Source organism: Actinomadura sp. 7K534 (assembly GCF_004348575.1).
Lineage (GTDB): Bacteria > Actinomycetota > Actinomycetes > Streptosporangiales > Streptosporangiaceae > Spirillospora > Spirillospora livida.
On sequence record NZ_SMKB01000010.1, the window covers coordinates 14,977 to 35,388 of the forward strand.

19 protein-coding genes are annotated in these 20,412 nt (G+C 73.5%); 14 read left to right on the plus strand and 5 right to left on the minus strand.

Annotated features, from left to right (window positions below; all coding sequences use genetic code 11):
* The first annotated feature begins 49 nt into the window (after positions 1-49).
* Positions 50-1,678, plus strand: a complete 1,629-nt coding sequence (locus tag E1266_RS03930; RefSeq protein WP_165965917.1) for an AMP-binding protein — start codon at positions 50-52, stop codon at positions 1,676-1,678.
* Positions 1,679-1,754: 76 nt separating this feature from the next.
* Here the strand turns inward: E1266_RS03930 and E1266_RS03935 are convergent, their stop codons facing one another.
* The gene (locus tag E1266_RS03935) at positions 1,755-2,978 is read right to left on the minus strand and encodes an acetyl-CoA C-acyltransferase (protein ID WP_132043814.1); all 1,224 of its coding nucleotides are present in this window, start codon (positions 2,976-2,978) and stop codon (positions 1,755-1,757) included.
* Between the two features lie 89 nt (positions 2,979-3,067).
* Between E1266_RS03935 and E1266_RS03940 the strand changes: the two genes are divergently transcribed.
* The 3 genes from E1266_RS03940 to E1266_RS03945 are packed head-to-tail and all read left to right on the plus strand — an operon-like array spanning position 3,068 to position 4,823.
* Positions 3,068-3,934 (plus strand): SDR family NAD(P)-dependent oxidoreductase, encoded by an 867-nt coding sequence (locus tag E1266_RS03940; RefSeq protein WP_207945405.1) that lies wholly within the window; start codon positions 3,068-3,070, stop codon positions 3,932-3,934.
* Complete coding sequence (locus E1266_RS39810) at positions 3,931-4,062, plus strand: hypothetical protein (RefSeq protein WP_279436300.1); 132 nt, start codon at positions 3,931-3,933, stop codon at positions 4,060-4,062. Before E1266_RS03940 ends, E1266_RS39810 begins: the two co-directional genes overlap by 4 nt.
* The gene (locus tag E1266_RS03945) at positions 4,059-4,823 is read left to right on the plus strand and encodes an enoyl-CoA hydratase-related protein (protein ID WP_132043816.1); all 765 of its coding nucleotides are present in this window, start codon (positions 4,059-4,061) and stop codon (positions 4,821-4,823) included. The genes E1266_RS39810 and E1266_RS03945 overlap by 4 nt, the downstream gene beginning before the upstream one ends.
* A gap of 36 nt (positions 4,824-4,859) precedes the next feature.
* Here E1266_RS03945 and E1266_RS03950 read toward each other — a convergent pair whose 3' ends face one another.
* Positions 4,860-5,696 carry a CoA-transferase gene (locus E1266_RS03950; protein WP_132043818.1) on the minus strand — a complete coding sequence of 279 codons (837 nt, stop codon included), beginning with the start codon at positions 5,694-5,696 and terminating at the stop codon, positions 4,860-4,862.
* Positions 5,693-6,580, minus strand: a complete 888-nt coding sequence (locus E1266_RS03955; RefSeq protein ID WP_132043820.1) for a CoA-transferase — start codon at positions 6,578-6,580, stop codon at positions 5,693-5,695. Before E1266_RS03955 ends, E1266_RS03950 begins: the two co-directional genes overlap by 4 nt.
* Positions 6,581-6,717: 137 nt before the next feature.
* On the opposite strand from E1266_RS03955, the gene E1266_RS03960 reads away from it, so the two are divergent.
* The 8 genes from E1266_RS03960 to E1266_RS03995 all read left to right on the plus strand — a co-directional run bounded on the left by E1266_RS03960 (position 6,718) and on the right by E1266_RS03995 (position 16,128).
* Positions 6,718-7,872 (plus strand): acyl-CoA dehydrogenase family protein, encoded by a 1,155-nt coding sequence (locus E1266_RS03960; protein WP_132043822.1) that lies wholly within the window; start codon positions 6,718-6,720, stop codon positions 7,870-7,872.
* 201 nt (positions 7,873-8,073) lie between these two features.
* Positions 8,074-9,663 carry an AMP-binding protein gene (locus tag E1266_RS03965; RefSeq protein ID WP_165965918.1) on the plus strand — a complete coding sequence of 530 codons (1,590 nt, stop codon included), beginning with the start codon at positions 8,074-8,076 and terminating at the stop codon, positions 9,661-9,663.
* Positions 9,664-9,692: 29 nt separating this feature from the next.
* Positions 9,693-11,306 carry an AMP-binding protein gene (locus tag E1266_RS03970; protein ID WP_165965919.1) on the plus strand — a complete coding sequence of 538 codons (1,614 nt, stop codon included), beginning with the start codon at positions 9,693-9,695 and terminating at the stop codon, positions 11,304-11,306.
* Positions 11,303-12,187, plus strand: coding sequence for an enoyl-CoA hydratase/isomerase family protein (locus tag E1266_RS03975; RefSeq protein WP_132043828.1), 885 nt, complete (start codon positions 11,303-11,305; stop codon positions 12,185-12,187). Before E1266_RS03970 ends, E1266_RS03975 begins: the two co-directional genes overlap by 4 nt.
* Positions 12,184-13,251 (plus strand): acyl-CoA dehydrogenase, encoded by a 1,068-nt coding sequence (locus E1266_RS03980; RefSeq protein WP_132043830.1) that lies wholly within the window; start codon positions 12,184-12,186, stop codon positions 13,249-13,251. Before E1266_RS03975 ends, E1266_RS03980 begins: the two co-directional genes overlap by 4 nt.
* Complete coding sequence (locus tag E1266_RS03985; protein WP_132043832.1) at positions 13,248-14,351, plus strand: acyl-CoA dehydrogenase family protein; 1,104 nt, start codon at positions 13,248-13,250, stop codon at positions 14,349-14,351. The genes E1266_RS03980 and E1266_RS03985 overlap by 4 nt, the downstream gene beginning before the upstream one ends.
* 12 nt (positions 14,352-14,363) lie before the next feature.
* Positions 14,364-15,140 (plus strand): enoyl-CoA hydratase/isomerase family protein, encoded by a 777-nt coding sequence (locus E1266_RS03990; RefSeq protein WP_132043834.1) that lies wholly within the window; start codon positions 14,364-14,366, stop codon positions 15,138-15,140.
* 4 nt (positions 15,141-15,144) lie between these two features.
* The gene (locus E1266_RS03995; RefSeq protein WP_132043836.1) at positions 15,145-16,128 is read left to right on the plus strand and encodes an LLM class F420-dependent oxidoreductase; all 984 of its coding nucleotides are present in this window, start codon (positions 15,145-15,147) and stop codon (positions 16,126-16,128) included.
* On the opposite strand, the gene E1266_RS04000 is transcribed toward E1266_RS03995, so the two are convergent.
* Positions 16,125-16,568 carry a pyridoxamine 5'-phosphate oxidase family protein gene (locus tag E1266_RS04000; protein WP_165965920.1) on the minus strand — a complete coding sequence of 148 codons (444 nt, stop codon included), beginning with the start codon at positions 16,566-16,568 and terminating at the stop codon, positions 16,125-16,127. The genes E1266_RS03995 and E1266_RS04000 overlap by 4 nt on opposite strands.
* Before the next feature lie 98 nt (positions 16,569-16,666).
* Between E1266_RS04000 and E1266_RS04005 the strand changes: the two genes are divergently transcribed.
* Both E1266_RS04005 and E1266_RS04010 read left to right on the plus strand, forming a co-directional pair.
* Complete coding sequence (locus E1266_RS04005; protein ID WP_132043840.1) at positions 16,667-17,596, plus strand: hypothetical protein; 930 nt, start codon at positions 16,667-16,669, stop codon at positions 17,594-17,596.
* A gap of 85 nt (positions 17,597-17,681) precedes the next feature.
* On the plus strand, positions 17,682-18,758 hold the full coding sequence (locus E1266_RS04010; protein WP_132043842.1) for a Rieske 2Fe-2S domain-containing protein: 1,077 nt from the start codon (positions 17,682-17,684) through the stop codon (positions 18,756-18,758).
* A 50-nt stretch (positions 18,759-18,808) separates the two neighbouring features.
* On the opposite strand, the gene E1266_RS04015 is transcribed toward E1266_RS04010, so the two are convergent.
* Entirely contained in the window at positions 18,809-20,374 is a 1,566-nt protein-coding gene (locus E1266_RS04015; protein WP_132043844.1) for a long-chain-fatty-acid--CoA ligase, read from the minus strand.
* Positions 20,375-20,412: the final 38 nt, after the last annotated feature.

Below are 20,412 nucleotides of genomic sequence, written 5' to 3' on the forward strand. Positions count from 1 at the left end.
GGCGCGGCCGCGTTTGTGCAGAGTCACGTCAACTCACGAGGAGGCGCAGGTGGGTACGTCGGAGTTCGACTGGAACCCGGCGACGGTCTGGGAGACCGTCGCCGAGGAGATCCCCGGGGCGCTGGCCCAGGTGCACGGCGATCGCACCTTCTCGTGGGCCGAGTTCGACCGCCGGGCGAACGGGCTGGCCGCCGCCCTGCTCGACGCCGACGCGAGCAAGGACGACCGGGTGGCGCTCTACCTGCGCAACAGCCCCGAGTACATGGAGGTCCAGCACGCCGCGTTCAAGATCGGCATCCCGGCCGTCAACACCAACTACCGCTACCAGGACGAGGAGCTCCGCTACCTCTTCGACGACGCGGACGTGACCTCCGTGGTCTTCCACGGATCCTTCACCGAGAGGCTGGAGTCGATCCGCAGGGCGTCGCCGCGGCTTCGCCGGTTCCTCCATGTCGACGACGGAACCGATCCATGCCCGGAGTGGGCCGTCCCGTATGAGGAGGCGGCGGCCTCCGCGGAGGGAGCGGTGCGCTCGCCGTGGGGACGCGGCGGCGACGACCTGTTCCTGCTCTACACGGGCGGGACGACCGGGCTGCCCAAGGGCGTGATGTGGCGCGTCGAGGACATGCTCCGCCAGATCAACGACGTCGCGGAGCTGTCGTTCGACCTCGACGGCGATGCGCACGCCTCCATCCGGGCCGCCGTCAACGGGCCTGGCCCGGCCCACGTCTCCTGCAGCCCGATGATGCACGGCAGCGGCTGGTTCGGGGCCGCCATCGCGATGCACCAGGGCGGGAGCGTCGGCTCGCTGGTCCAGCCGAACCTGGACGCAGGGGAACTGCTCGACCTCATCGACCGGCTCGGCGTGGCCAGCCTCACGATCGCGGGCGAGGCCTTCGCCCACAAGATCCTCGCGACGCTGGACGAGCGGCCCGGCCGCTGGGACAGCACCTCCGTCCGCAACGTCCTCACCTCGGGCGGGATGCTGAGTGAGGCCAGCAAGCGGGCCCTCCTGGAGCACTGGCCGCACGCCTCGATCCTGGACGGCTTCTCCTCCTCGGAGGGGTTCGGCATGGGCTGGTCGGTGGCCACGCGGGGGAACGTCCCGCCGACCGGAAGGTTCACCCCGGGCGCCAACCTCCGCGTGCTGGACCCGGACGGCCGGCCGGTCGCCCCGGGCTCCGGGGTGGTCGGGAAGCTGGTCGTGACCAACCGGCTGCCCCTCGGCTACTACAAGGACCCCGGCAAGACCGAGCGCACCTTCCCGGTCATCGACGGCGTCCGCTCGGCGATCCCCGGCGACCACGCGCTCGTGCTGGAGGACGGCGCCATCCAGCTGATGGGCCGCGACTCCCTGTGCATCAACTCCGGCGGCGAGAAGATCTTCACCGAGGAGGTCGAGGGCGTCATCCTCGACCACGACGCGGTCGCCGACGTCCTCGTCGCGGGCATCCCCGACCCGAAGTGGGGGCAGGTCGTGGCGGCGATCGTCAGCCTGGAGCCGGGCCGGTCGCTCGGCGCGGACGACGTGGTCTCGCACGTCAAGGCGCGGCTCGCCGGCTACAAGGCGCCGAAGGTCGTGGTCTTCGTCGACGTCGTCCCGCGCGGGCCCAACGGCAAGGCCGACTACGGCGCCGCGCGGAGCTTGGCCGAGGCCCACCGCCGGCAGGCGTCCTGACGCCGGTCGCCGGGACCCGGCCGGGTCCCGGCGACCCGCGTGGACGGGCCGGTGCGGGGCCCGTCCACGCTGAGGCTCACATCCGCTCGATGATGGTGGCCGTCCCCATGCCCCCGCCCGTGCACATGGTGACCAGTCCGGTGGACAGGTCACGCCGCTCCATCTCGTCGAGCAGGGTGGCGAGCAGGATCGGGCCGCTGGCGCCGATCGGGTGGCCCAGCGCGATGGCGCCCCCGTTGACGTTGATCCGGCCGGGATCGACACCGGTCTCCCGGGCGAACCGCAGCACGACCGACGCGAACGCCTCGTTGACCTCGAAGAGGTCGATGTCGTCCAGCGACATCCCGGCGCGCCGCGCGCACAGCTCGGCCGCCGGGCCGGGCGCGGTGAGCATGATGACCGGCTCCGCGCCGGCCGTCGCCGTCGCGACGACGCGCGCCCGCGGCCGCAGGCCCCGCTCGCGCGCGTACCGCTCGCCGGTCACCAGTACGGCGCCCGCGCCGTCGGCCAGCCCGGACGAGTTGCCGGCGTGGTGGACGTGCGCGATCTCGCCGGCCTCCGGATAGACCTCGCGCGCCATGGCGTCGAAGCTGCGGTCGTAGCCCTCGACGGCGGCGGCGCCGAGCCGCTCGAAGGACGGCGGCAGGGCCGCGAGCGCCTCCTCCGTGGTGTCCCGCGGCAGCTCCTCGCGGTCGAGGACGACCCGGCCGGCGGCGTCCGTGACCGGGACCATCGACGCGGCGAAACGCCCCTCGGCGATCGCGGCGGCCGCCCTGCGCTGGGACTCCGCGGCGAACCGGTCGACGTCGGCGCGGCCGAACCCCTCCACGGCGGCGATCAGGTCGGCCGAGATTCCCTGCGGAATGACCGGGTAGCGCGCGCGGAGGCGCTCGTTGCCCCCGTCGAGGGTCATGCGCGAGGGGGGCGGGTAGTGCGACATCATCTCGACGCCCGACGCCACGACGGCATCGGCCTGGCCGGCCTCGACCATCATGGCGGCCGAGTTGACGGCCTGCTGGCCCGAGCCGCAGGCGCGGTTGAACGTCACGCCGGGCACCTCGACCGGCCAGCCGGCCGCGAGCACGGAGAGCCGGCCGATGTTGTCGCCGTGGACGCCCACCGCGTTCGCGCACCCCGTGAGCACGTCCGCGACCTCCGCCGGGTCGAGCCCGGTCCGCTTCCGCAGTTCCACCAGTACCCCGGCGAGGAGCTCCTGCGGATGGAGCGCGGAGAGCGCTCCGCCGGCCCTCCCCTTGCCCCGGGGCGTCCTGACGATGTCGACGATCACGGCGTTCTTCATGGCCGCGACTGTACCCACCCGACCAGTTGGTTGGCTATACTTCCCGCTTACCAGCGGTCGTCCGGCCGCGGCACGCCGAGGGGTGAGTGATGACGGAACTGCGGTTCGACGACCGGGTGGCGATCGTGACCGGTGCCGGTGGCGGTCTCGGCCGGGCGCACGCGCGGCTGCTCGCGGCGCGCGGAGCCAAGGTCGTGGTGAACGACATCGACCGCGCGGACGACGGCGGCCGGACCCCCGCCGCGGCCCTGGTCGAGGAGATCGAGGCCGCGGGAGGCACGGCCGTCGCCCACAACGCGTCCGTGGCCGAGCCGGGAGCCGCCGCCGGCGCGGTCACGGCGGCACTGCACGCGTTCGGCCGCCTCGACATCGTGGTGAACAACGCCGGCGTCGTCCGCGACCGCTCCTTCCTCAAGATGAACGACCAGGAGCTCAAGGACGTCCTCGACGTGCACTTCCACGGGACCTTCGACCTCACCCAGGCGGCGTGGGGCGTCTTCCGGGACCAGGGGTACGGTCGCGTCGTCATGACGACCTCGGTGGCGGGGCTGTTCGGCAACCTTGGCCAGGCCAACTACGCCTCGGCCAAAGCGGCCATGGTGGGCTTGGGCCGCACGCTCGCCGTGGAGGGCGCGCGCTACGGGATCAAGGTGAACCTCGTGTCACCGGGGGCCGCGACCGCGATGACGGCCGGGATGCTGCCCGAGGACCTCCACGAGGAGATGTCGCCCGACCGGGTCGCCCCGATGGTCGCCTACCTGTGCCACGACTCGTGCGCCGTGACCGGTGAGATCTTCCACGCGGTCGCGGGCCGGTTCGCCCGCAACTTCATCGCGCTGACCGACGGCTACACCAACCCCGGCGCGACGGTCGAGGACGTCGCCGCGAACCTCGGGACGATCATGGACACGACGTCGTGGAGCATCCCCTCGCAGGCAGTCGAGCTGCCCCGATGACCGAGCGGACGCCCGCCGGGACGACGAACGGGCAAGGAGGTCCCCGCATGACCGTCGACCGCATGACCACCGACCGCATCACCACCGACCACGAGGCGACGCCCCGGGCCCGCGGTGGTGCGGCATGAGCGTGGACGTCGATCGGGACGGCGGCCTGGTCCGCGTCGTCCTCAACGCGCCCGAGCGGCGCAACGCCCTGACCCCCGAGGAGTTCGAGCTTCTCGGCGCCGAGCTGACCCGGATCGCCCGGACGCCGTCGGACCGCGCGGTGCTCCTGACGGGCGCGGGCACCGCGTTCTGCGCCGGCGCCCAGCTGGCCGAGGCCGTGCCGGACGAGTCGACCCTGGCGCTCATGGGCCGGATCAACGAGGCCGCCCGCGCGCTGCACCGGCTGCCGCAGCCGATCGTGGCGGCGGTCAACGGGCCCGCGTACGGCGCGGGGATGAGCATCGCGCTGGGCTGCGACATCGTGGTGGCCGCCGACAGCGCCACCTTCTGCCAGGTCTTCGTGAAGCGCGGCCTCGTGCCGGACTTCGGGAGTTCCTGGCTGCTGCCCCGCATCGTCGGGCGGCAGGCCGCGAAGCGGCTGGTGCTCACCGGTGAGCCGGTCGGCGCCGCCGAGGCGCTCGCACTGGGGATCGCCGCCCAGGTCGTGCCCGCCGCCGAGCTCCGGGCCACGGCGGAGTCGCTGGCCCGCACGCTCGCGGACGGCCCGCCGATCGCCCAGCGGCTCGCAAAGAGGCTCCTCGACGCCTCGTCCACGAACGGGTTCGACGACCAGCTCGAGGCGGAGGCGGCCGGCGCGGCCATCGCGTCGGCGTCCGAGGACGTCGCGGAGGCCTTCGCGGCCTTCGCCGCCAAGCGGCCGCCCGTCTTCCGCGGCCGCTGAGACCCCTGAGCGGGCCGCGGAAGGCCCGGCGGGCGGTCAGGCGGGCGGGCGGAAGCCCCGCCTGCGGTAGCCCTCCGGGTCGATGACGCGCCGGATGAGGTCCACCTGCCGGACGGTCGGCACCGCCGTCGCGGCGACCTCCGCAGGGAGGACCGGTTCGAACCCGGTGGCGGCGAGCACCTGCTCGACGGTCACGCCGGGATGCACCGAGCGCAGCCGCATCCGCTCGGACACCGGCGCGAAATCGAGCACCGCCAGGTTCGTGACGACGAGGTCCGGGCCGCCGCCGAGCCCGAGCCGCGCGCGTTCGCCGCCGCCGCCCAGGTAGCCGGCCGCGGAGCGGAAGTCCACCCGCTCGACGAGCGTGCGCGGAGAGTGGTCGGTCACCCAGTAGACGATCCGCTTCGACAGGGACCCCATGTCCCCCAGGCCCGCGGTGCCGGGCAGCCGCACCCGCGGCCGGTCGAAGGACCCGATGACGCTGTTGTTCGCGTTGCCGTAGGCGTCGATCTGGGCGGCGCCCGCGCAGAACGTCCGCAGCAGCCGCTCGTCGGCCACCCAGTCCCACAGCTCGGTGGCGACGTCGACGTACATCACCGAGTCCCGCCACAGCGGCCACTCGAAGGTCGAGACCGTCAGGCGCGGCGAGCGCGGGGAGACCCCCGAGCCGCCGGCGATCCACACCAGGCCCGGCGCGTGGGTCCGGCGCGCCAGCTCGATCGCGCAGACCGGGATGAACGACGAGAGGCCGTTGAGCACCTGGTCGCCGTCCTGGAAGCAGGCGGCGAGCACGCACACCATCAGCTCGTCGACGGTGTAGTCGTCCGCGGGGTCGTCGGCCGGGGCGGCGCCGCCGTCCGCCCGGCCGCTCATCGCGCACCGCCCGGGGTGAGGCCGGCGAGGCGCTCGGGCCCGATCATCGCGACGTAGTCGCCGTGCGTCGCCGCGGCGCGGACGACGCGGTCGAGGAACCGCGCGGCGTCCGCCTCGTCGCCGCCGGCGGCCGTCCAGGACCGGATGAACTCCGCGTCGTAGTCGTACGCGGGGAAGAGCGAGGTCGGATGGGCGCCGTACGGCGCCTCGACGATGGCGTCCACCAGGAAGGCGGGGAGGACGGTCCGCTCGGGCGCCTCACGGAGCACGCCGGTGTCGACGATCTCCTCGGCGGTGACGACCACGCGCCGCGCCGCCCGGGGGAGGAGTGCCGTCATGGGGTGGCGGGGGCCGGGATCCATGGCGACGTTGCCGAACCTGTCGGCGCGGTGCGCGTGCAGGAGCGCGACGTCGGGGTGCAGGGCGGCGCACGCCACCACCGGCGGCCCGCCGAACGGGTCGGGGACGACCTTCACCGCGGGGTTGCCCACGCGCAGCAGGTCGGTTCCGATCATCCCGGCCGTGGGCAGGAACGGCAGCCCCCGGGCGGCGGCGCCCAGCCGGGCCAGGAGGGCGGTCTCCGACAGCTCCTCCACGCCGACGGCGCCGGCCTCGACCGCCCGGCGGAACCGCCGGCACATGCCGAAGTGCTCCATCGTGGCCGCGGCGAACGTGACCCGGCCGACGCCGCCCGCCGCGACCAGCCAGTCCAGGGCGATGCCGCCGCTCAGGGTCACGATGTGCAGGTCGCGGGCCCCGCCGCGGATCAGCTCCCGCACCAGGGCCATCGGCGCGCACTGCGTCGGCCCCGACTGGAGGCCGACCACGTCCCCGTCCCGCACGAGACGCATCGCCCGCTCGGCCGAGGTGAGCTTCTCGATCACCCGCCGTCCTCCGCGCCGGGCGGTCGTGCGCGCCGCGGCGAGACGTCCTGCGGAGACATCGGCGTCACCTCTTCCCAACCAACCAGTTGGCTGGCAAAGTATCCCCGAGGCTGCACACCGGTCAACAGGGGCGGGCGATGGACTTCCAGGAGACGGCCGAGCATTCGGCGATCCGCGAGGCGGTGGCCTCGATGGGCGCGGCGTTCGGGCACGGGTACTTCGCCGCCTGCGCGCGGGAGAAGCGGTTCGCCGACGAGCTGTGGGCCGCGGTCTTCGACAGCGGGTTCGGCGCCGTCAGCCTGCCCGAGAGGTACGGCGGGGGCGGCGGGGGCGTCCACGAGACGGCCATCGTCATCGAGGAGCTGGCCGCCCAGGGGTGCCCGCTGATCCACCTGATCGTCGCCGGCATGTGCGGGCCGATCATCGACGAGTTCGGCACCGAGGAGCAGAAGGAGCGCTGGCTGCCCGGCCTCGCCGCGGGCACCGTCAAGATGGCCTTCGCGATCACCGAGTCCGAAGCCGGCTCGAACGCGCCGAACCTCTCGACCACCGCCCGGCGGGACGGTGCGGGCTGGGTGCTCAAGGGCGCCAAGCAGTACATCACGAACATGGACGTCGCCGACGCGGTCCTCGTGGTGGCCCGCACCGGCACCGACGACCGAGGCCGCGGCCTGCTGACGATGTTCATCGTCGACACGGACGCCGAGGGGCTGGAGTACCGGCCGATCCCGATGGAGATCAAGGAGCCGGACCAGCAGTTCTCGGTCTACCTGGACGACGTGGCGGTCCCGCGCGAACGGCTGGTCGGCGGCGTCCCCGACGAGGGGCTGCGGCAGGTGTTCTCGGGACTCAACCCGGAGCGGGTGAACGTCGCGGCCCAGGCCAACGGGCTCAGCCGCTACTTCATCGGGAAGGCGGTCGGCTACGCGCGGGAGCGGAACGTCTGGGGCCGGCCCATCGGCGCGCACCAGGGCGTCGCCCATCCGCTGGCGGAGGTGAAGATCCGGCTCGAACTCGCCCGCCTGATGACCCACAAGGCCGCCTGGCTGTTCGACCGGCGGCTGCCCGAGGTGGGCGAAGCGGCCGCCGTGGCCAAGCTGGCCGCCGCCGACACGGCGCTCGCCGCCTTCGACCAGGCCGTCCAGGTCCACGGCGGCAACGCCTTCGCCAGCGAGTACGGCATCGGCGACCTGTGGGGACTCACCCGGCTGATGAGGTCGGCCCCGGTGAGCCGGGAGATGGTGCTCAACTACGTCACCCAGCACTCGCTGGGCCTGCCGCGCTCGTACTGACGCCCGGGACCGCGCCTGGTCGTCGTGCGTCACTTCCACGCCGCGAAAGATTTCAGCCGACTGGTCGGTTGACCACTGCCATGGATGGTCGAGGTGAGGGTTATCTTGCAGGTGGCGGTGAAGTCGGCCCGGCTGACCCTTGGCGGCGACTGGGATCTGGGTTAGGGTTACCCAACCAACCGGTTGGCAGAGGAGGATGCGGTGGCTGACGAGGTCGCGACGATCCCCGCACAACTGGCCGCGCGCGTCGCGGCGGACCCGGACGCCCATCTGGCCGCGGCCGGCGGCGGCTGGACGACGGTCGCCGAGGTCCAGGACCGCGCCCGCCGCCTGGCGGCGGGCCTGCACGGAATCGGCGTCTCGCCCGGCGACCGGGTCGCGTCGATCATGCAGAACAGGCCCGAGGCGATCGACCTGTTCTTCGCGTGCGCCGAGCTCGGTGCGGTCCAGGTACCGCTGAACGTGTTCCTGAAGGGCGAGTTCCTCCGCTACCAGCTCGCCGACGCCGACCCGAGCGTCCTGGTCGTGGACGCCGCCGCGTTCGACATGGCGACCCGGCTGGTGTCGGACTCGGGGATGGACATCCGCGTCGTGGCGCTCGACGGCACGGGCGCTGGCAGCGGCGCCGACGTCGTCGTGTTCCGGGACCTGTACCTCCATCTGGAGCGGACGTGGCCCGAACCGGGCCCGGACTCGCTGCTCAGCATCCTCTACACCTCGGGGACGACCGGGCTGCCCAAGGGCTGCATGATCAACCAGGGCTACTTCCTGCACATGCCCAAGGCGCACATGAGGTTCGGGTGGTTCGAGCCGTCGGACACCTCGATCACCACCCTGCCGCTCTACCACGGCTTCGGGCTGAGCGCCTTGATGGACGCGCTCGTGGCGGGGTGCCGGGTGGCCTTCGAGCCCGAGTTCCGCGCCTCGACCCTGATCGCCCGCGCCCGGGAGGTCGGCGCCACCCAGCTGTGGGCCGTCGGGGCCATCGGAGCGGCGCTCTTGGCCACACCCCCCAGTGACGAGGACCGGGACCACGAGCTGGAGCGGGCCGTCTTCATCCCGATGGCGCCCGGGCCCCAGCACGAATTCGAACGCCGGTTCGGCGTGCACGTGCTTGCCGAGGGCTACGGCCAGACCGAGGTCCTGCCCGCCACGATGGACGGCGTCCGGGAGGGCCGGGACCGCCCCAGCTGCGGCAAGGCGCTGCCCTGGCTGGACGTCCAGGTCGTCGACGACGGCGACAACGTGCTGCCGGCCGGCGAGGTGGGGGAGATCGTCGTCCGGCCGCTCGAACCGTACTCGATCTTCTCCGGCTACTGGCGCAACGAGGCCGCCACGATGGACGCCTGGCGGAACCTGTGGCACCACACGGGCGACCTCGGCGGTTTCGACGAGGAGGGCACGCTCCACTTCGTCGACCGGAAGAAGGACGCCCTGCGCCGGCGGGGGGAGAACGTGTCCTCGGTCGAGCTGGAGGCGGCGATCGTCCGGCACCCCGGCATCGCCCAGGCGGCGGTCCACGCGGCGCCGTCGGAGCTGTCCGAGGACGAGATCAAGGCGTGCCTGGTGTTCGAGCCGGGCGCCGACCCGGCTCCGGAGGAGCTGTTCGAGTACTTCCGCGAGAACCTCCCGTACTACGCCGTGCCGCGGTACGTCGAGGTGATGGACGAGCTGCCCGTCAACGCCATGGGCCGCGTCCAGAAGCACAAGCTCCGCGAGGCCTGGAACGCGCCCCGCACGCTGGACTTCCAGGACTTGGGGCTGACCATCGACAGGAGCTCGCGCCGGTGAGCGGTCGGGCCAGAGACCAGGGAGTGACCGTGGACGACTACGGCGCGGCGGCCTTGACGCAGACGACGGTCGACGCGGAGTTCCGGCGGCGGCTCGAAGCGGACCCGGACGGCCCGTTCGTCCGCTGCGGCTCGGGATGGCTCACCTTCGCCGAGCTCGACGACCGCACCGACCGGCTGGCGGCGGGCTTCTCCCGGCTGGGCATCGGCCCGGGGGACATGGTCGCCACCCTCCTGCCCAACTGCGTCGAGACCGTCGAGATCATGCTGGCCGCCGCCAAGGCCGGCGTGGTCCAGGTGCCGCTCAACTACTACCTGAAGGGCGACTTCCTCACCTACCAGCTCAACGACTGCGGCGCGTCGGTCCTGGTGACGGACGAGGGCGGCTACGACGCCGCGCGCGGTCTGCTCGGCGCGACGCGCATCCGGCACACCGTGCTGGTGGACGAGCCGCAGGCGGGGACGCTGCCGTACGGCGAGCTGCTGTCCGGACGCGGCAGGGCGGAGCACGCGTCCGCGCCGGGCGACCTGCTCGCGATCATGTACACGTCGGGCACGACCGCCGCCGCGAAGGGCTGCATGCTCGGCTCCGGCTACTACGTGGCGGTCGGGAGGGCCTACGGGTTGCGGGGATGGGTCGTCCCGGGGGACCGGATGTTCACCGGCTTCCCGATGTTCCACACCAGCGGGCAGATGGTCGCGTTCATGTCGGCGCTGGTGAACGACGCGACCATCAGCATCGCACCGGAGTTCCACGCCTCGACGTTCATCGCCGAGGCGGCGGCCGACGGCGCCACCATGCTCGTGGGGGTCGGGCCGATGGCCCACATGCTGCTGGCGCAGCCGCCGGGGCCCGGCGACGCCGCCCACCGGTTCCGTCTCGCGGTGTGGGTCCCGCTGGGGGAGCCCGAGCAGCGGGCCTTCGAGGAGCGCTTCGGCACACCCGTGATGTCCGAGGGCTACGGGCAGACCGAGTGCGTGCCGATCACCAACAGCGCGCCCGGCGGCTTCCGGGACCGGGCGACGTCCGGACTCGTCTCGCCGCTCCTGGAGGTGCGCATCGTTGACGACGCCGACGACGAGGTGCCGCTCGGCGAGGCCGGGGAGATCGTCGTCCGGCCCAAGGTGCCCAACGCGATGTACGCGGGCTACTGGAACAAGCCCGAGATCACCACCGAGACCTGGCGCAACCTCTGGCACCACACGGGCGACCACGGGCGCATGGACGCCAACGGCTGTTTGACTTTCGTGGACCGGAAGAAGGACGTCCTGCGCCGCCGCGGCGAGAACGTCTCCGCGCTGGCCCTGGAGAACACCATCCGGCGGCACCCCGCCGTCAAGGACGTCGCCGTGTCCGGAGTCCCGGCGGCCGTGGGCGACGAGGAGATCAAGGCGAGCATCGTCCTGGAGGAGGGCGCGGAGCTGACGCCCGAGGGCTTCTTCGAGTTCCTCCGCTGGGAGGTCCCGTACTTCGCCGTGCCCCGGTACGTCGACGTCCGGGCCGAGCTCCCGGTGAACGCGCTGAGCCGCGTGATGAAGCACGTCCTGCGGGACGAGGGCGTCACCGGCGCCATGTGGGACCTTCCCGGGCTCGGGCTCGTCGCGAGCCGCCACGACCGCCGGCCCGAGGGGGCCTCGGCATGACGGCGCCGGACGGGGACGTGCTCGTCGAGCGGCACGGCCACGTGATGCTGGTGCGGCTGAACCGCCCGCACCGCCACAACGCCATCGGCGGGACGGTCCTCCGCGACCTCGCGGCGGCCTTCGGCGAGGCGGCGGACGACGACGACGTCCACGTGGTCGTCACGACCGGTGCCGGCGACAGCTTCTGCGTGGGCGCCGACGCAGCGGAGCTGGCGGGCGGCGCGCGGCCGCCCGCCCGCGAGCTGCTGTCCGGGAACCGCATCGGAGGCGAGACGGGCCTGCCGCCGCTCACCGAGCGGCAGCGGAGCGCCGACCGGCTCGGGAACGCCGGGCGCTGGACGGAGCGGATGTGGGCCCTGGAGAAGCCGACGATCGCGGCGGTCAACGGACCCGCCGTCGGCGGCGGCTTCGGCGTGGCGCTGCTCCACGACGTGCTCATCGCCGGGGCCTCGGCGCGGCTCGGCGCCGGGTTCGCCCCGATCGGGCTCTCGCCCGAGCTCGGCATCAGCCTGCTGCTCCCGCGCATCGTCGGCCTGTCGGCCGCCGCGGAGCTGCTGTTCACCGGGCGCCTGCTGGACGCGTCCGAGGCGCGCGAGCTGAAGCTGGTCTCCCAGGTGGTGCCCGACGAGGAGCTGCTGGAGCGCGCCATGGAGCTGGCGGCCCGGATCGCCGCCATGCCGCCGCTCGGCGTCCTGGCCGCGAAGCGGCTGCTCCGCGCCTCGTTCGCCGGCGGCATGACGGACCAGCTGCAGGCCGAGTACGCGAGCCACCTCGTGCTGTTCGACCATCCGGACACCCACGCCGCCATGGACGCACTGGCCGAGCGGCTCGCGCGCGGACGCCGCGACCGGTCCGGCGCGTCCACCGGGGTGCGTCCATGAGCCCGGCGGCGGCGGAGGAGCGGTGGTCGGGGAGCACGCTCGACTCCTGGCGCGACCTGGTCCTCACCGACGAGCGCCGTGAGCTGGCCGAGACGGTGCGCCGCCACCTCGCGGGCGGGTTCCCCCTGGAGGCCGTCCGCGGGTGCTTCGACGCCGGATCGCAGCCCGAGGGCGCCTGGGCCGCGGTGTCCGGCGCCGAGTACCCGTCCATCGGACTGCCCGAGTCCGCGGGCGGCCTCGGCACGCTCGTGGACACGGCCGCGCTGCTCGAGGCCGCGGCGGAGGTGCTCGTCCCCGCGCCGCTGCTGGCCACGGTGATGTCGCTGCAGACGCTGTCGCGGGCCGGGGTGCTTCCGCTGGAGCCCGCGCGTCCGGCCGCGCTCGCGGTGGCGGACGGCCCCGTCGCCGGGCGCCTGGTCGTCCTCGACGGCGTCCTCGCCGAGCGGCTCACCGTCGTGGTGCCGCGCGAGCGGGGGGTGACCGTCGCGCAGTTCGATACCGCGCACCTCGGACCGGCCGAGGACCACCGGCACGTGGACCCGAGCCGGCCCGTGGCCGTCTTCGACGCGGGGGAGGCGCCGCCGCTGTCGCACGCGGACGACCCGCGGGCGCTCGACGCGGTGCTGGCGCCCGCGCGCACGGCCGTCGCGGCGGACCTGACCGGCACGGCGGCGGGCGCGCTGGACCGGGCCGTGCGCCACGCGCTCGACCGCGAGCAGTTCGGCAGGAAGATCGGCGCGTTCCAGGCGGTGAAGCACCGGCTCGCCGACGTGTACATCGCGGTGGAGCGCGCACGCTCGCTCACCCGCGCGGCGGCCGTCGCCCTCGCGGGACCGTCCGCGTCCTCGGGGACCGAGTTGTCGCTGCTGGCGAAGGCGGCGGCTTCGGAGGCGGCGGTCGACGCCTCCCGCGCTCTCGTGCAGGTGCTCGGCGCGATGGGGATGACCTTCGAGTCGGACGCGCACCTGTTCTTCCGGCGGGCCCAGCAGACCGCGCCGTTCCTCGGCTCGGCCGCCGTCTGCTACCGGCGGGCCGCGGTGGCGCGGCGGGGGGTGCCCGCATGAGCGACGTCCTGGCCGAGTACGCCGACTTCCTCGCCGGCGTGCTGCCCGGCGACTACGCCGAGCGCGTCGACCACTACCGGCATGACGACCGGCTCCGCACCGACTTCCAGGTCGCCCAGTTCGAAGCGGGCTGGCTGGTGCCGGACTGGGAGCCGGGCCTCGGCGGCCGCTCGCTCGCGCCGGGCGACGCGCTCTCGGTGCGGATCGAGGGCGCCCGCCGCCGGGTCCCGCGGATCCACAACGTCCAGGGCGTCGGCGTGGTCGCGCCGGGCCTGCGCCGATTCGGCACGCCGCAGCAGCGGGACCGGCTCCTGCGGCCCGTGCTGCGCGGCGACGAATGGTGGGCGCTCGGCATGTCCGAGCCGGGCTCCGGCTCGGACCTGGCCTCCATGCGGACCCAGGCGCGGCGGGAGGGCGCGGACTTCGTCGTCACGGGCGCCAAGATCTGGACGACCCAGGCCCACCAGTCCCGCTGGGCCACGCTCTACGCGCGGACCGACCCCGACGCCCGCAGGCACGCGGGCATCTCGTGCCTCATCCTCGACCTCCACTCCCCGGGCGTCGACATCCGGCCGATCCCCCGGGCGGCCGAATCGGTCGACGCGTTCTGCGAGGTGTTCCTGGACGAGGTCCGGATCCCGGCCGAGAACCTCCTCGGTCCGCTCAACGAGGGCTGGCGCGTCGCGTCGGAGAGCCTGGAGCACGAGCGCGACATGATCTGGGTCGGCAACTGGCTGGAGATCGAGCAGGCCGTGGACCCCCTGCTCCGGAGCGGCGCGCTCGACGACGAGCAGCTCACCGGGCTCGGCCGCCTCCTGGCCGACTCCGAGGCGATCCGGTTCACCGGGCTCCGCACCGTCTTCGAGCGGATGGCCGGCCGGGAGGCCCCGGAGTTCCTCGTCCTCAAGGCGTTCGGGTCGGAGACCGCGCAGCGGGCCACGCGCTTCGCGATGGAGGCGGCGGGCCCCGCCGGGCTCACCGACCCGCAGCTGATCGAGGACCGCATCGAGTCGCTCGGCGCCACGATCTACGGCGGGACGTCGGAGATCCAGCGCGACATCATCGGCGAGCGCGTGCTGGGGCTGCCGCGGAACCGCTGAAGGGGCACGACAATGAGCTACGAGACCATCGCGGTGCACGCCGACGGGCCCGTCCTGCACGTGGCACTGAACCGCCCGGACCGGATGAACGCGTTCGACCGGGCGATGACCGGTGAGCTGACCGAGCTGTGGCGCGGCACCGCGCGGGACCGGACGGTCCGCGCCGTGGTCCTCACCGGGACCGGGCGCGCGTTCTGCTCCGGGGCGGACGTCGGCGACCTGGAGGGCGAGCGCAGCCCGCGGGGAGCCGGCGTGGACGACGAGCTGGCGTTCCTGCCCGGACCGCACCTGGACGTGCCGGTGATCGCGGCCGTCAACGGGATCTGCGCCGGAGGCGGCCTCCACTTCGTGGCGGACGCGGACATCGTGATCGCTGCCGAGTCCGCGGCGTTCGTCGACCCGCACGTCTCGGTGGGGCAGGTGAGCGCGCTCGAGCCGGTCTCCCTGGCACTCCGCGTTCCCGTCCCGCGACTGCTGCGCCTGGCCCTCCTCGGCCGGGGCGAGCGGCTGGACGCCGCCGGGGCGCTGGCGTGCGACCTGGTCAGCGAGGTCGTCCCCGACGCGGACCTGCTCCCGCGCGCACGCGAGCTGGCCGCCCTGGTGGCGGCGAACTCCCCTGCGGCCGTCGCGGCCACCCGCAAGGCGCTGCGGTCACTGGAGGCGAAGCTCCTGCGGACGTCGATGGAGGAGGGCTGGCAGGCGATCATGGATCACTGGCGGCACCCGGACTCGGCCGAGGGCCCCCGCGCCTTCGCCGAGCGGCGGGCGCCGCGCTGGGCGGGGGACTGAGCGGGTGGAAGCCGGAACGAGGCGGATCGGGCTCACCCTCCCGATCGGCGAGGAGCCCCTCGGCGAGCTGCCCGGCATCCTGGCGGACGCGGCCGCGGCAGGGTACACCGACGTCTGGACGAGCGAGCTGACCGCCGCGGACGCGTTCGCCCCGCTGACGGTGGCGGCCCTGTCCCGGCCCGGGCTCCGGGTCGGGACGTCCATCGCCGGCGTCTTCAGCCGCAGCCCCGCGCTGCTGGCGATGCAGGCGCTCGGCCTCGCCGAGCTGAGCGCCGCGCCGATCCGCCTCGGCATCGGCACCTCGAGCGAGAACATGGTCACCCGGTGGCACGGCGCGGAGTTCGAGCGGCCCTACAGCAGGATGCGCGACACGATCCGGTTCCTGCGGCGGGCCTTCGAGGGCGAGCGGGTCACGTTCGCATCGGACACCATCCGCATCGACGGGTTCCGCCTGGGGCGGACGCCACCGCACCGGCCCCGGATCCTGGTCGCCGCGCTCCGGGAGCGGATGCTGCGGCTGGCCGGCGCGGAGGGCGACGGCGTGATCCTCAACTGGCTGAGCGCCGACGACGTGCGCACCGTGCTCCCCTTCGTGCTCGACGCGAACCCCGGGGCCGAGGTCGTGGGGCGTCTCTTCACCGTCTGCGCCGAGGACGCCGGCGCGGCCCGCGACCTGGCGCGGCCGCTCGTGGCGGCCTACCTGAGCACCGGCGTCTACGGCGCCTACCACCGCTGGCTCGGCCGCGGGCCCGCGCTGGAGGCGATGTGGCGGGCCTGGCGGGCGGGCGACCGGCGCGCCGCCGTGGCCGCCGTGCCGGACGCGGTGATCGACGAGCTGTTCCTCACCGGCACCGAGGAGGACGTCCGGGCCGGGATCGCGGCGTACACCGACGCCGGCGTCACGGTGCCGGTGGTGTCGGTGATCGGCACCGATCCGGCCGCCGTGCGGCGCCGGGCCCTCGCGCTCGGGGCCCCGTCCGGGGCCTAGACCCTGATCTTGCGGTTGTCCCAGGAGACCGGCTCCCGCAGCGGCACCACGCGCAGGACCACCGAGTCGTCGTACCGCTCGGCCACCGGACCGGGGAGCGGCGGCGGCAGCCTTTCGGCGAACCGCTCGGCCAGCGCCCGCTCGACCTCGGCCACCGTGCCCGCGTCGGAGACGATCTCCGCGTTCGCCGTGTGCAGCACCCCCCGGAGCTCGCTCCACCGCACGCCGTCGTGTACGAGGAAGCCGACGGTCGGGTCCTTCGCGATGTGCCGCAGCCTCTTGGCGCGGCTCGGCGTCCTGACGTAGATCTCGCCGCGCAGCACGACGTACCAGACGGGCAGCGGCAGCGGGGCCCCGCTCGGAGCCGTCGTGGCCAGGACGGCTTCGCCGTGCGTGCCGAACAGCTCCTGGAGTTCCTCGGGGCTGAGTGAGATGCCCATGGCGTGGTCCCTCCTCCTCGGGCGGCCGCCGCCCCGGCGGGTGGTGCGGCTCCGGAGCATTGTAGCCAGCCAACCGGTTAGTTGGTAACCTGGCCCGCATGCTGCATGATGCCCCGCCCGCAGAACCGGAGACCGCCGCCCCCCATCGCGACTGGGTGTTCGTGTGCGCGGATCCGGGCGCGGTGATCTCGGTGTCCGTCCGCGGGGAGGGGCGGACCCGGACGGCCCGGGTGGTGGCCTTCCTGGACTCCGGCCAGTCCCTGTGTTCCGAAACGGGACCGGCCGGCGGCCGGCACGACTTCGACCTGTCGTCCGCGGAGGCCGCCGGCCGCTCCGCGCTGCGGATCGCGGTCGGCGCCCGGGAAGCGGGTGAGCCCTTGGAACTGGGCGGGACTGAGCGGCCCCGGCGGGCGGGCCGGATCCCCCTGCTTCTCGACGTCGCGCTGGCGCCGCTGGCGCCGCCGGCCCGGCTCGGGGACGCGACCGGAGGGGGAATGGCGGTGACCGCCCAGGCCCACCGCCTCACCGGCACCCTCGCGGTGGGCAGTGTGATCCACCGGGTCTCAGGCCAGGCGTGGTCGAGCCGGAGCCCGTTCGCGAGCACCGCCGTCCGTGCCGGATCGCGCGTCCACGCGGTGTTCCAGGACGACTCCGGCCTCTACGCCGCCCGCACCGAGGCGGCGGCCGACGGGCGGCTGGCGGCGCTCCAGCTCCACAACGCGATGAAGCGGCTGGACGTCCGAGAGATCCGCGTGTCGGGCCCGGAGCGCGGCGTCCCATGGGACGTCACGTGTGAGCTGGGAGCGGCGACCGTGGTCACCGGTGCGCCGCGGCATTCGGAGGGCTACCAGCACGTGGCGTTCCTGCGGCCCGGCGGCGGCTCGGACACGTGGGTCAGGGTCGGGTACACGCCGTTCGACTTCGTGCGGGCCGGGAGGACCGGCTTCGGGCTGCTCGAGCACGTCGCCCGCGTGCCCGGCCCCGAGCGGCCGGAGCCGGCGCCCGGTCTGCCCGACCCCTGGGACTGAGCGCGGTCCCGCTTGACTCGCCGCCTCCCTGCTTGTTTCACTTAACCAACCAGTTAGTTGGTATCAACGCGATCGGAGCCTGCTGATGAAGGATTGGCCCTACGACGTCTTCCCGACCGGGTGGTACCAGATCGGGTACTCCGAGGAGCTGGCGCCGGGCGACGTGCGTCCGGTGAAGTACTTCGACGAGGACCTCGTCCTCTTCCGCACCGAGGGCGGCGAGGTCTCGCTGCTCGACGCGCACTGCCCGCACCTGGGCGCCCACCTGGGCCACGGCGGCACGGTCCGCGGGGAGTGCATCGCCTGCCCGTTCCACGACTGGCGGTTCACCGCCGACGGCGAGCTGCACGAGATCCCCTACGCGCCCGCGGCGACCCGCCGGGTCGGGCTCGGCCGCCGGCGGACGCGCGAGGTGCAGGGGATCATCCTGACCTGGTACGACGCGTTCGGCCGCGAGCCGTTCTGGGAGTGGCCGGGCATCCCGGAGTTCGGCGACCAGGTGAACAACTACCCGATCTACCCCTACGGCGCCGACCACGTCGGCATCCGCCGGATCGTCGTGCAGTCGCCGGTCGAGAACACCCCCGACTACTTCCACTTCCCCGTCGTGCACGGCGCGGGCCAGCCCGGCCGGCCGCTCCTCTGGAAGGAGGAGAAGCACTACCTGCACACCCGCATCGGCTACTGGTTCGGGTACGGGCGCCCCGCCACCTGGCTGACGCCGAACGGCCCGGTCGACGGCGAGACGGAGACGGAGGCATGGGGACTCGGCCTGTCCAACGCCCGGTTCCACATCGACGACATGGTCAACAACCAGCTGACCGCGACGACCCCCGTCGACAGGGAGCACTCCCAGATCTTCTGCACGATCTCGGTGACCCGCGAGCCGGGCAGCGACTCGGACGAGCCGACGGGCCGGGCGAAGAAGATGATCGAGTTCCAGAACGTCCAGATCCGCCGGGACTTCGCGATCTGGGAGAACCAGCGCTACGTGGAGCACCCCCCGTTCGCCGGCGGCGAGGACCTGTACTACGGGCGGTTCCGGCGGTGGTCGAAGCAGTTCTACTCCGACGCGCCGTACGTCGACGGGAAGACGATCGAGGGGGACATCCGCAAGCCCGGCTCCTTCGTCGTCCCCGAGTACGAGCACAACCTCACCTGACGAAGCGGCCCACGGAACGTGGCCCCGGGCAGAGCCCGGGGCCACGCTTCTCACTTCTGCGCGGACCGCTCCTCGGCCCGGTACTCCTCGCGCAGCTCGCGCTTGAGCACCTTGAGCGCCGCCGACATCGGCAGCGGCTCGGCGCGCAGCTCCACGGTCTTGGGCACCTTGTACCCGGCCAGCCGCTCGCGCGCGTGCCCGATCAGCTCCTCCTCGGTCACCTCGTGGCCGTCCCGTACGACCACCACGGCGTGGACCGCCTCCCCCCACGCCTCCGACGGGACGCCGATCACGGCCACCTGCTGCACGGCGGGATGGCTCGCCAGGACGTTCTCGACCTCCGTCGAGTACACGTTCTCGCCACCGGAGATGATCATGTCCTTGAGCCGGTCGGTGAGGAACAGGTAGCCGTCGTCGTCCAGGTAGCCCATGTCGCCGGTGCGGTACCAGCCGTCCCGGAACGCGCGGCCGGTCTCCTCCGGCCGCTCCCAGTAGCCGAGCATCGCGCTGCCGGAGCGGGCGACCACCTCGCCGACCCCGCCCCGCGGCACCGGGCGCCCCGACTCGGGGTCGCGCACCTCGACGCGCACGCCCGGAAGCGCCCGCCCGGCGGACCGCGCGCGCTCCCCGCGGTGGTCCGCGGTGCGCAGGCACGTCAGGACGGCCGCCATCTCCGTCATCCCGTACACCTGGAAGAGCTCCGCGCCCGGGAAGACCTCAAGCACCCGCCGGATCAGCGCCTCGGGCATCGGGGACCCGCCGTAGGCGACGCCGCGCACGGTGCGGAACTTCTCGGGCGTGAAGTCCGGGTGGGCGAGCAGCATGGACAGCATGGTGGGGACGAGGCCGAGGAGGGTGACCTCGTGCTCCTCCACCGCGGCGATGGTGCTCGCCGGGTCGAACGACCTCTGGATGAGGGCCACGTTCCCCGCCGCCGGGGTGCCCATGGTCCCCAGGCAGCCGGCGACGTGGAACATCGGGGTGTTGAGTAGGCACACGTCGTCGTGGCTGAAGTACCGGTACATGAAGTCCATGTGGTAGATCGTCGAGACCTGGGCCCGCTGCTGGAGGAGCACCCCCTTGGGGGTCCCGGTCGTGCCGCCGGTGTACATGAGCACGACCACGTCGTCCTCGTCCGGCTCGTCCGCGGCCGCCGGGGCGTGCGCGGAGAGGAGGTCCTCGTAGCGCATGTCGTGCGGGAGGTCGCCGTCGTCGAGCAGGACGACCTTCTCGATGCCGGTGGTCGACCGGAGGCGGTCCGCCACCGGTGCGTGCTCGCTGTCGGCGAAGATGACCCGCGTGCGCGAGTCCCGCAGGATGAACTCCAGCTCCGCCGCGGCCAGCCGGGGGTTCAGCGGGTTGATCACCCCGGCGCCGAACAGCGCCGCGTGCCAGAGTTCGAGGTAGCGGTGGCTGTTGCCGGCGAGGACGGCGAAGCGGTCGTCCTTGGCGAGCGAGAGCTCGCGCCCGAAGGCCGCCTTGAGCCGCAGGACCCGGTCGAGGTGCTCCGCGTAGGTGGCCCGGTAGCCGCCGTCGTACGCCCCGATCACCGCGAGGCGGTCGGGCTGGCGCTCGACGACGGGGATCAGCAGCCGGGGAAAGTTCGCTTCTTGCACGGTCGTTCCTCAATGTCGGTGCCGAGGCCGGTGCCGCG

Coding starts and splice junctions, on each gene's coding strand:
- E1266_RS03935 (WP_132043814.1), bottom strand. CDS start 2,978: ATGAAGAACGCCGTGATCGTCGACATCGTCAGGACGCCCCGGGGCAAG.
- E1266_RS03940 (WP_207945405.1), top strand. CDS start 3,068: ATGACGGAACTGCGGTTCGACGACCGGGTGGCGATCGTGACCGGTGCC.
- E1266_RS39810 (WP_279436300.1), top strand. CDS start 3,931: ATGACCGAGCGGACGCCCGCCGGGACGACGAACGGGCAAGGAGGTCCC.
- E1266_RS03945 (WP_132043816.1), top strand. CDS start 4,059: ATGAGCGTGGACGTCGATCGGGACGGCGGCCTGGTCCGCGTCGTCCTC.
- E1266_RS03950 (WP_132043818.1), bottom strand. CDS start 5,696: ATGAGCGGCCGGGCGGACGGCGGCGCCGCCCCGGCCGACGACCCCGCG.
- E1266_RS03960 (WP_132043822.1), top strand. CDS start 6,718: ATGGACTTCCAGGAGACGGCCGAGCATTCGGCGATCCGCGAGGCGGTG.
- E1266_RS03975 (WP_132043828.1), top strand. CDS start 11,303: ATGACGGCGCCGGACGGGGACGTGCTCGTCGAGCGGCACGGCCACGTG.
- E1266_RS03980 (WP_132043830.1), top strand. CDS start 12,184: ATGAGCCCGGCGGCGGCGGAGGAGCGGTGGTCGGGGAGCACGCTCGAC.
- E1266_RS03985 (WP_132043832.1), top strand. CDS start 13,248: ATGAGCGACGTCCTGGCCGAGTACGCCGACTTCCTCGCCGGCGTGCTG.
- E1266_RS03990 (WP_132043834.1), top strand. CDS start 14,364: ATGAGCTACGAGACCATCGCGGTGCACGCCGACGGGCCCGTCCTGCAC.
- E1266_RS04000 (WP_165965920.1), bottom strand. CDS start 16,568: ATGGGCATCTCACTCAGCCCCGAGGAACTCCAGGAGCTGTTCGGCACG.
- E1266_RS04005 (WP_132043840.1), top strand. CDS start 16,667: ATGCTGCATGATGCCCCGCCCGCAGAACCGGAGACCGCCGCCCCCCAT.
- E1266_RS04010 (WP_132043842.1), top strand. CDS start 17,682: ATGAAGGATTGGCCCTACGACGTCTTCCCGACCGGGTGGTACCAGATC.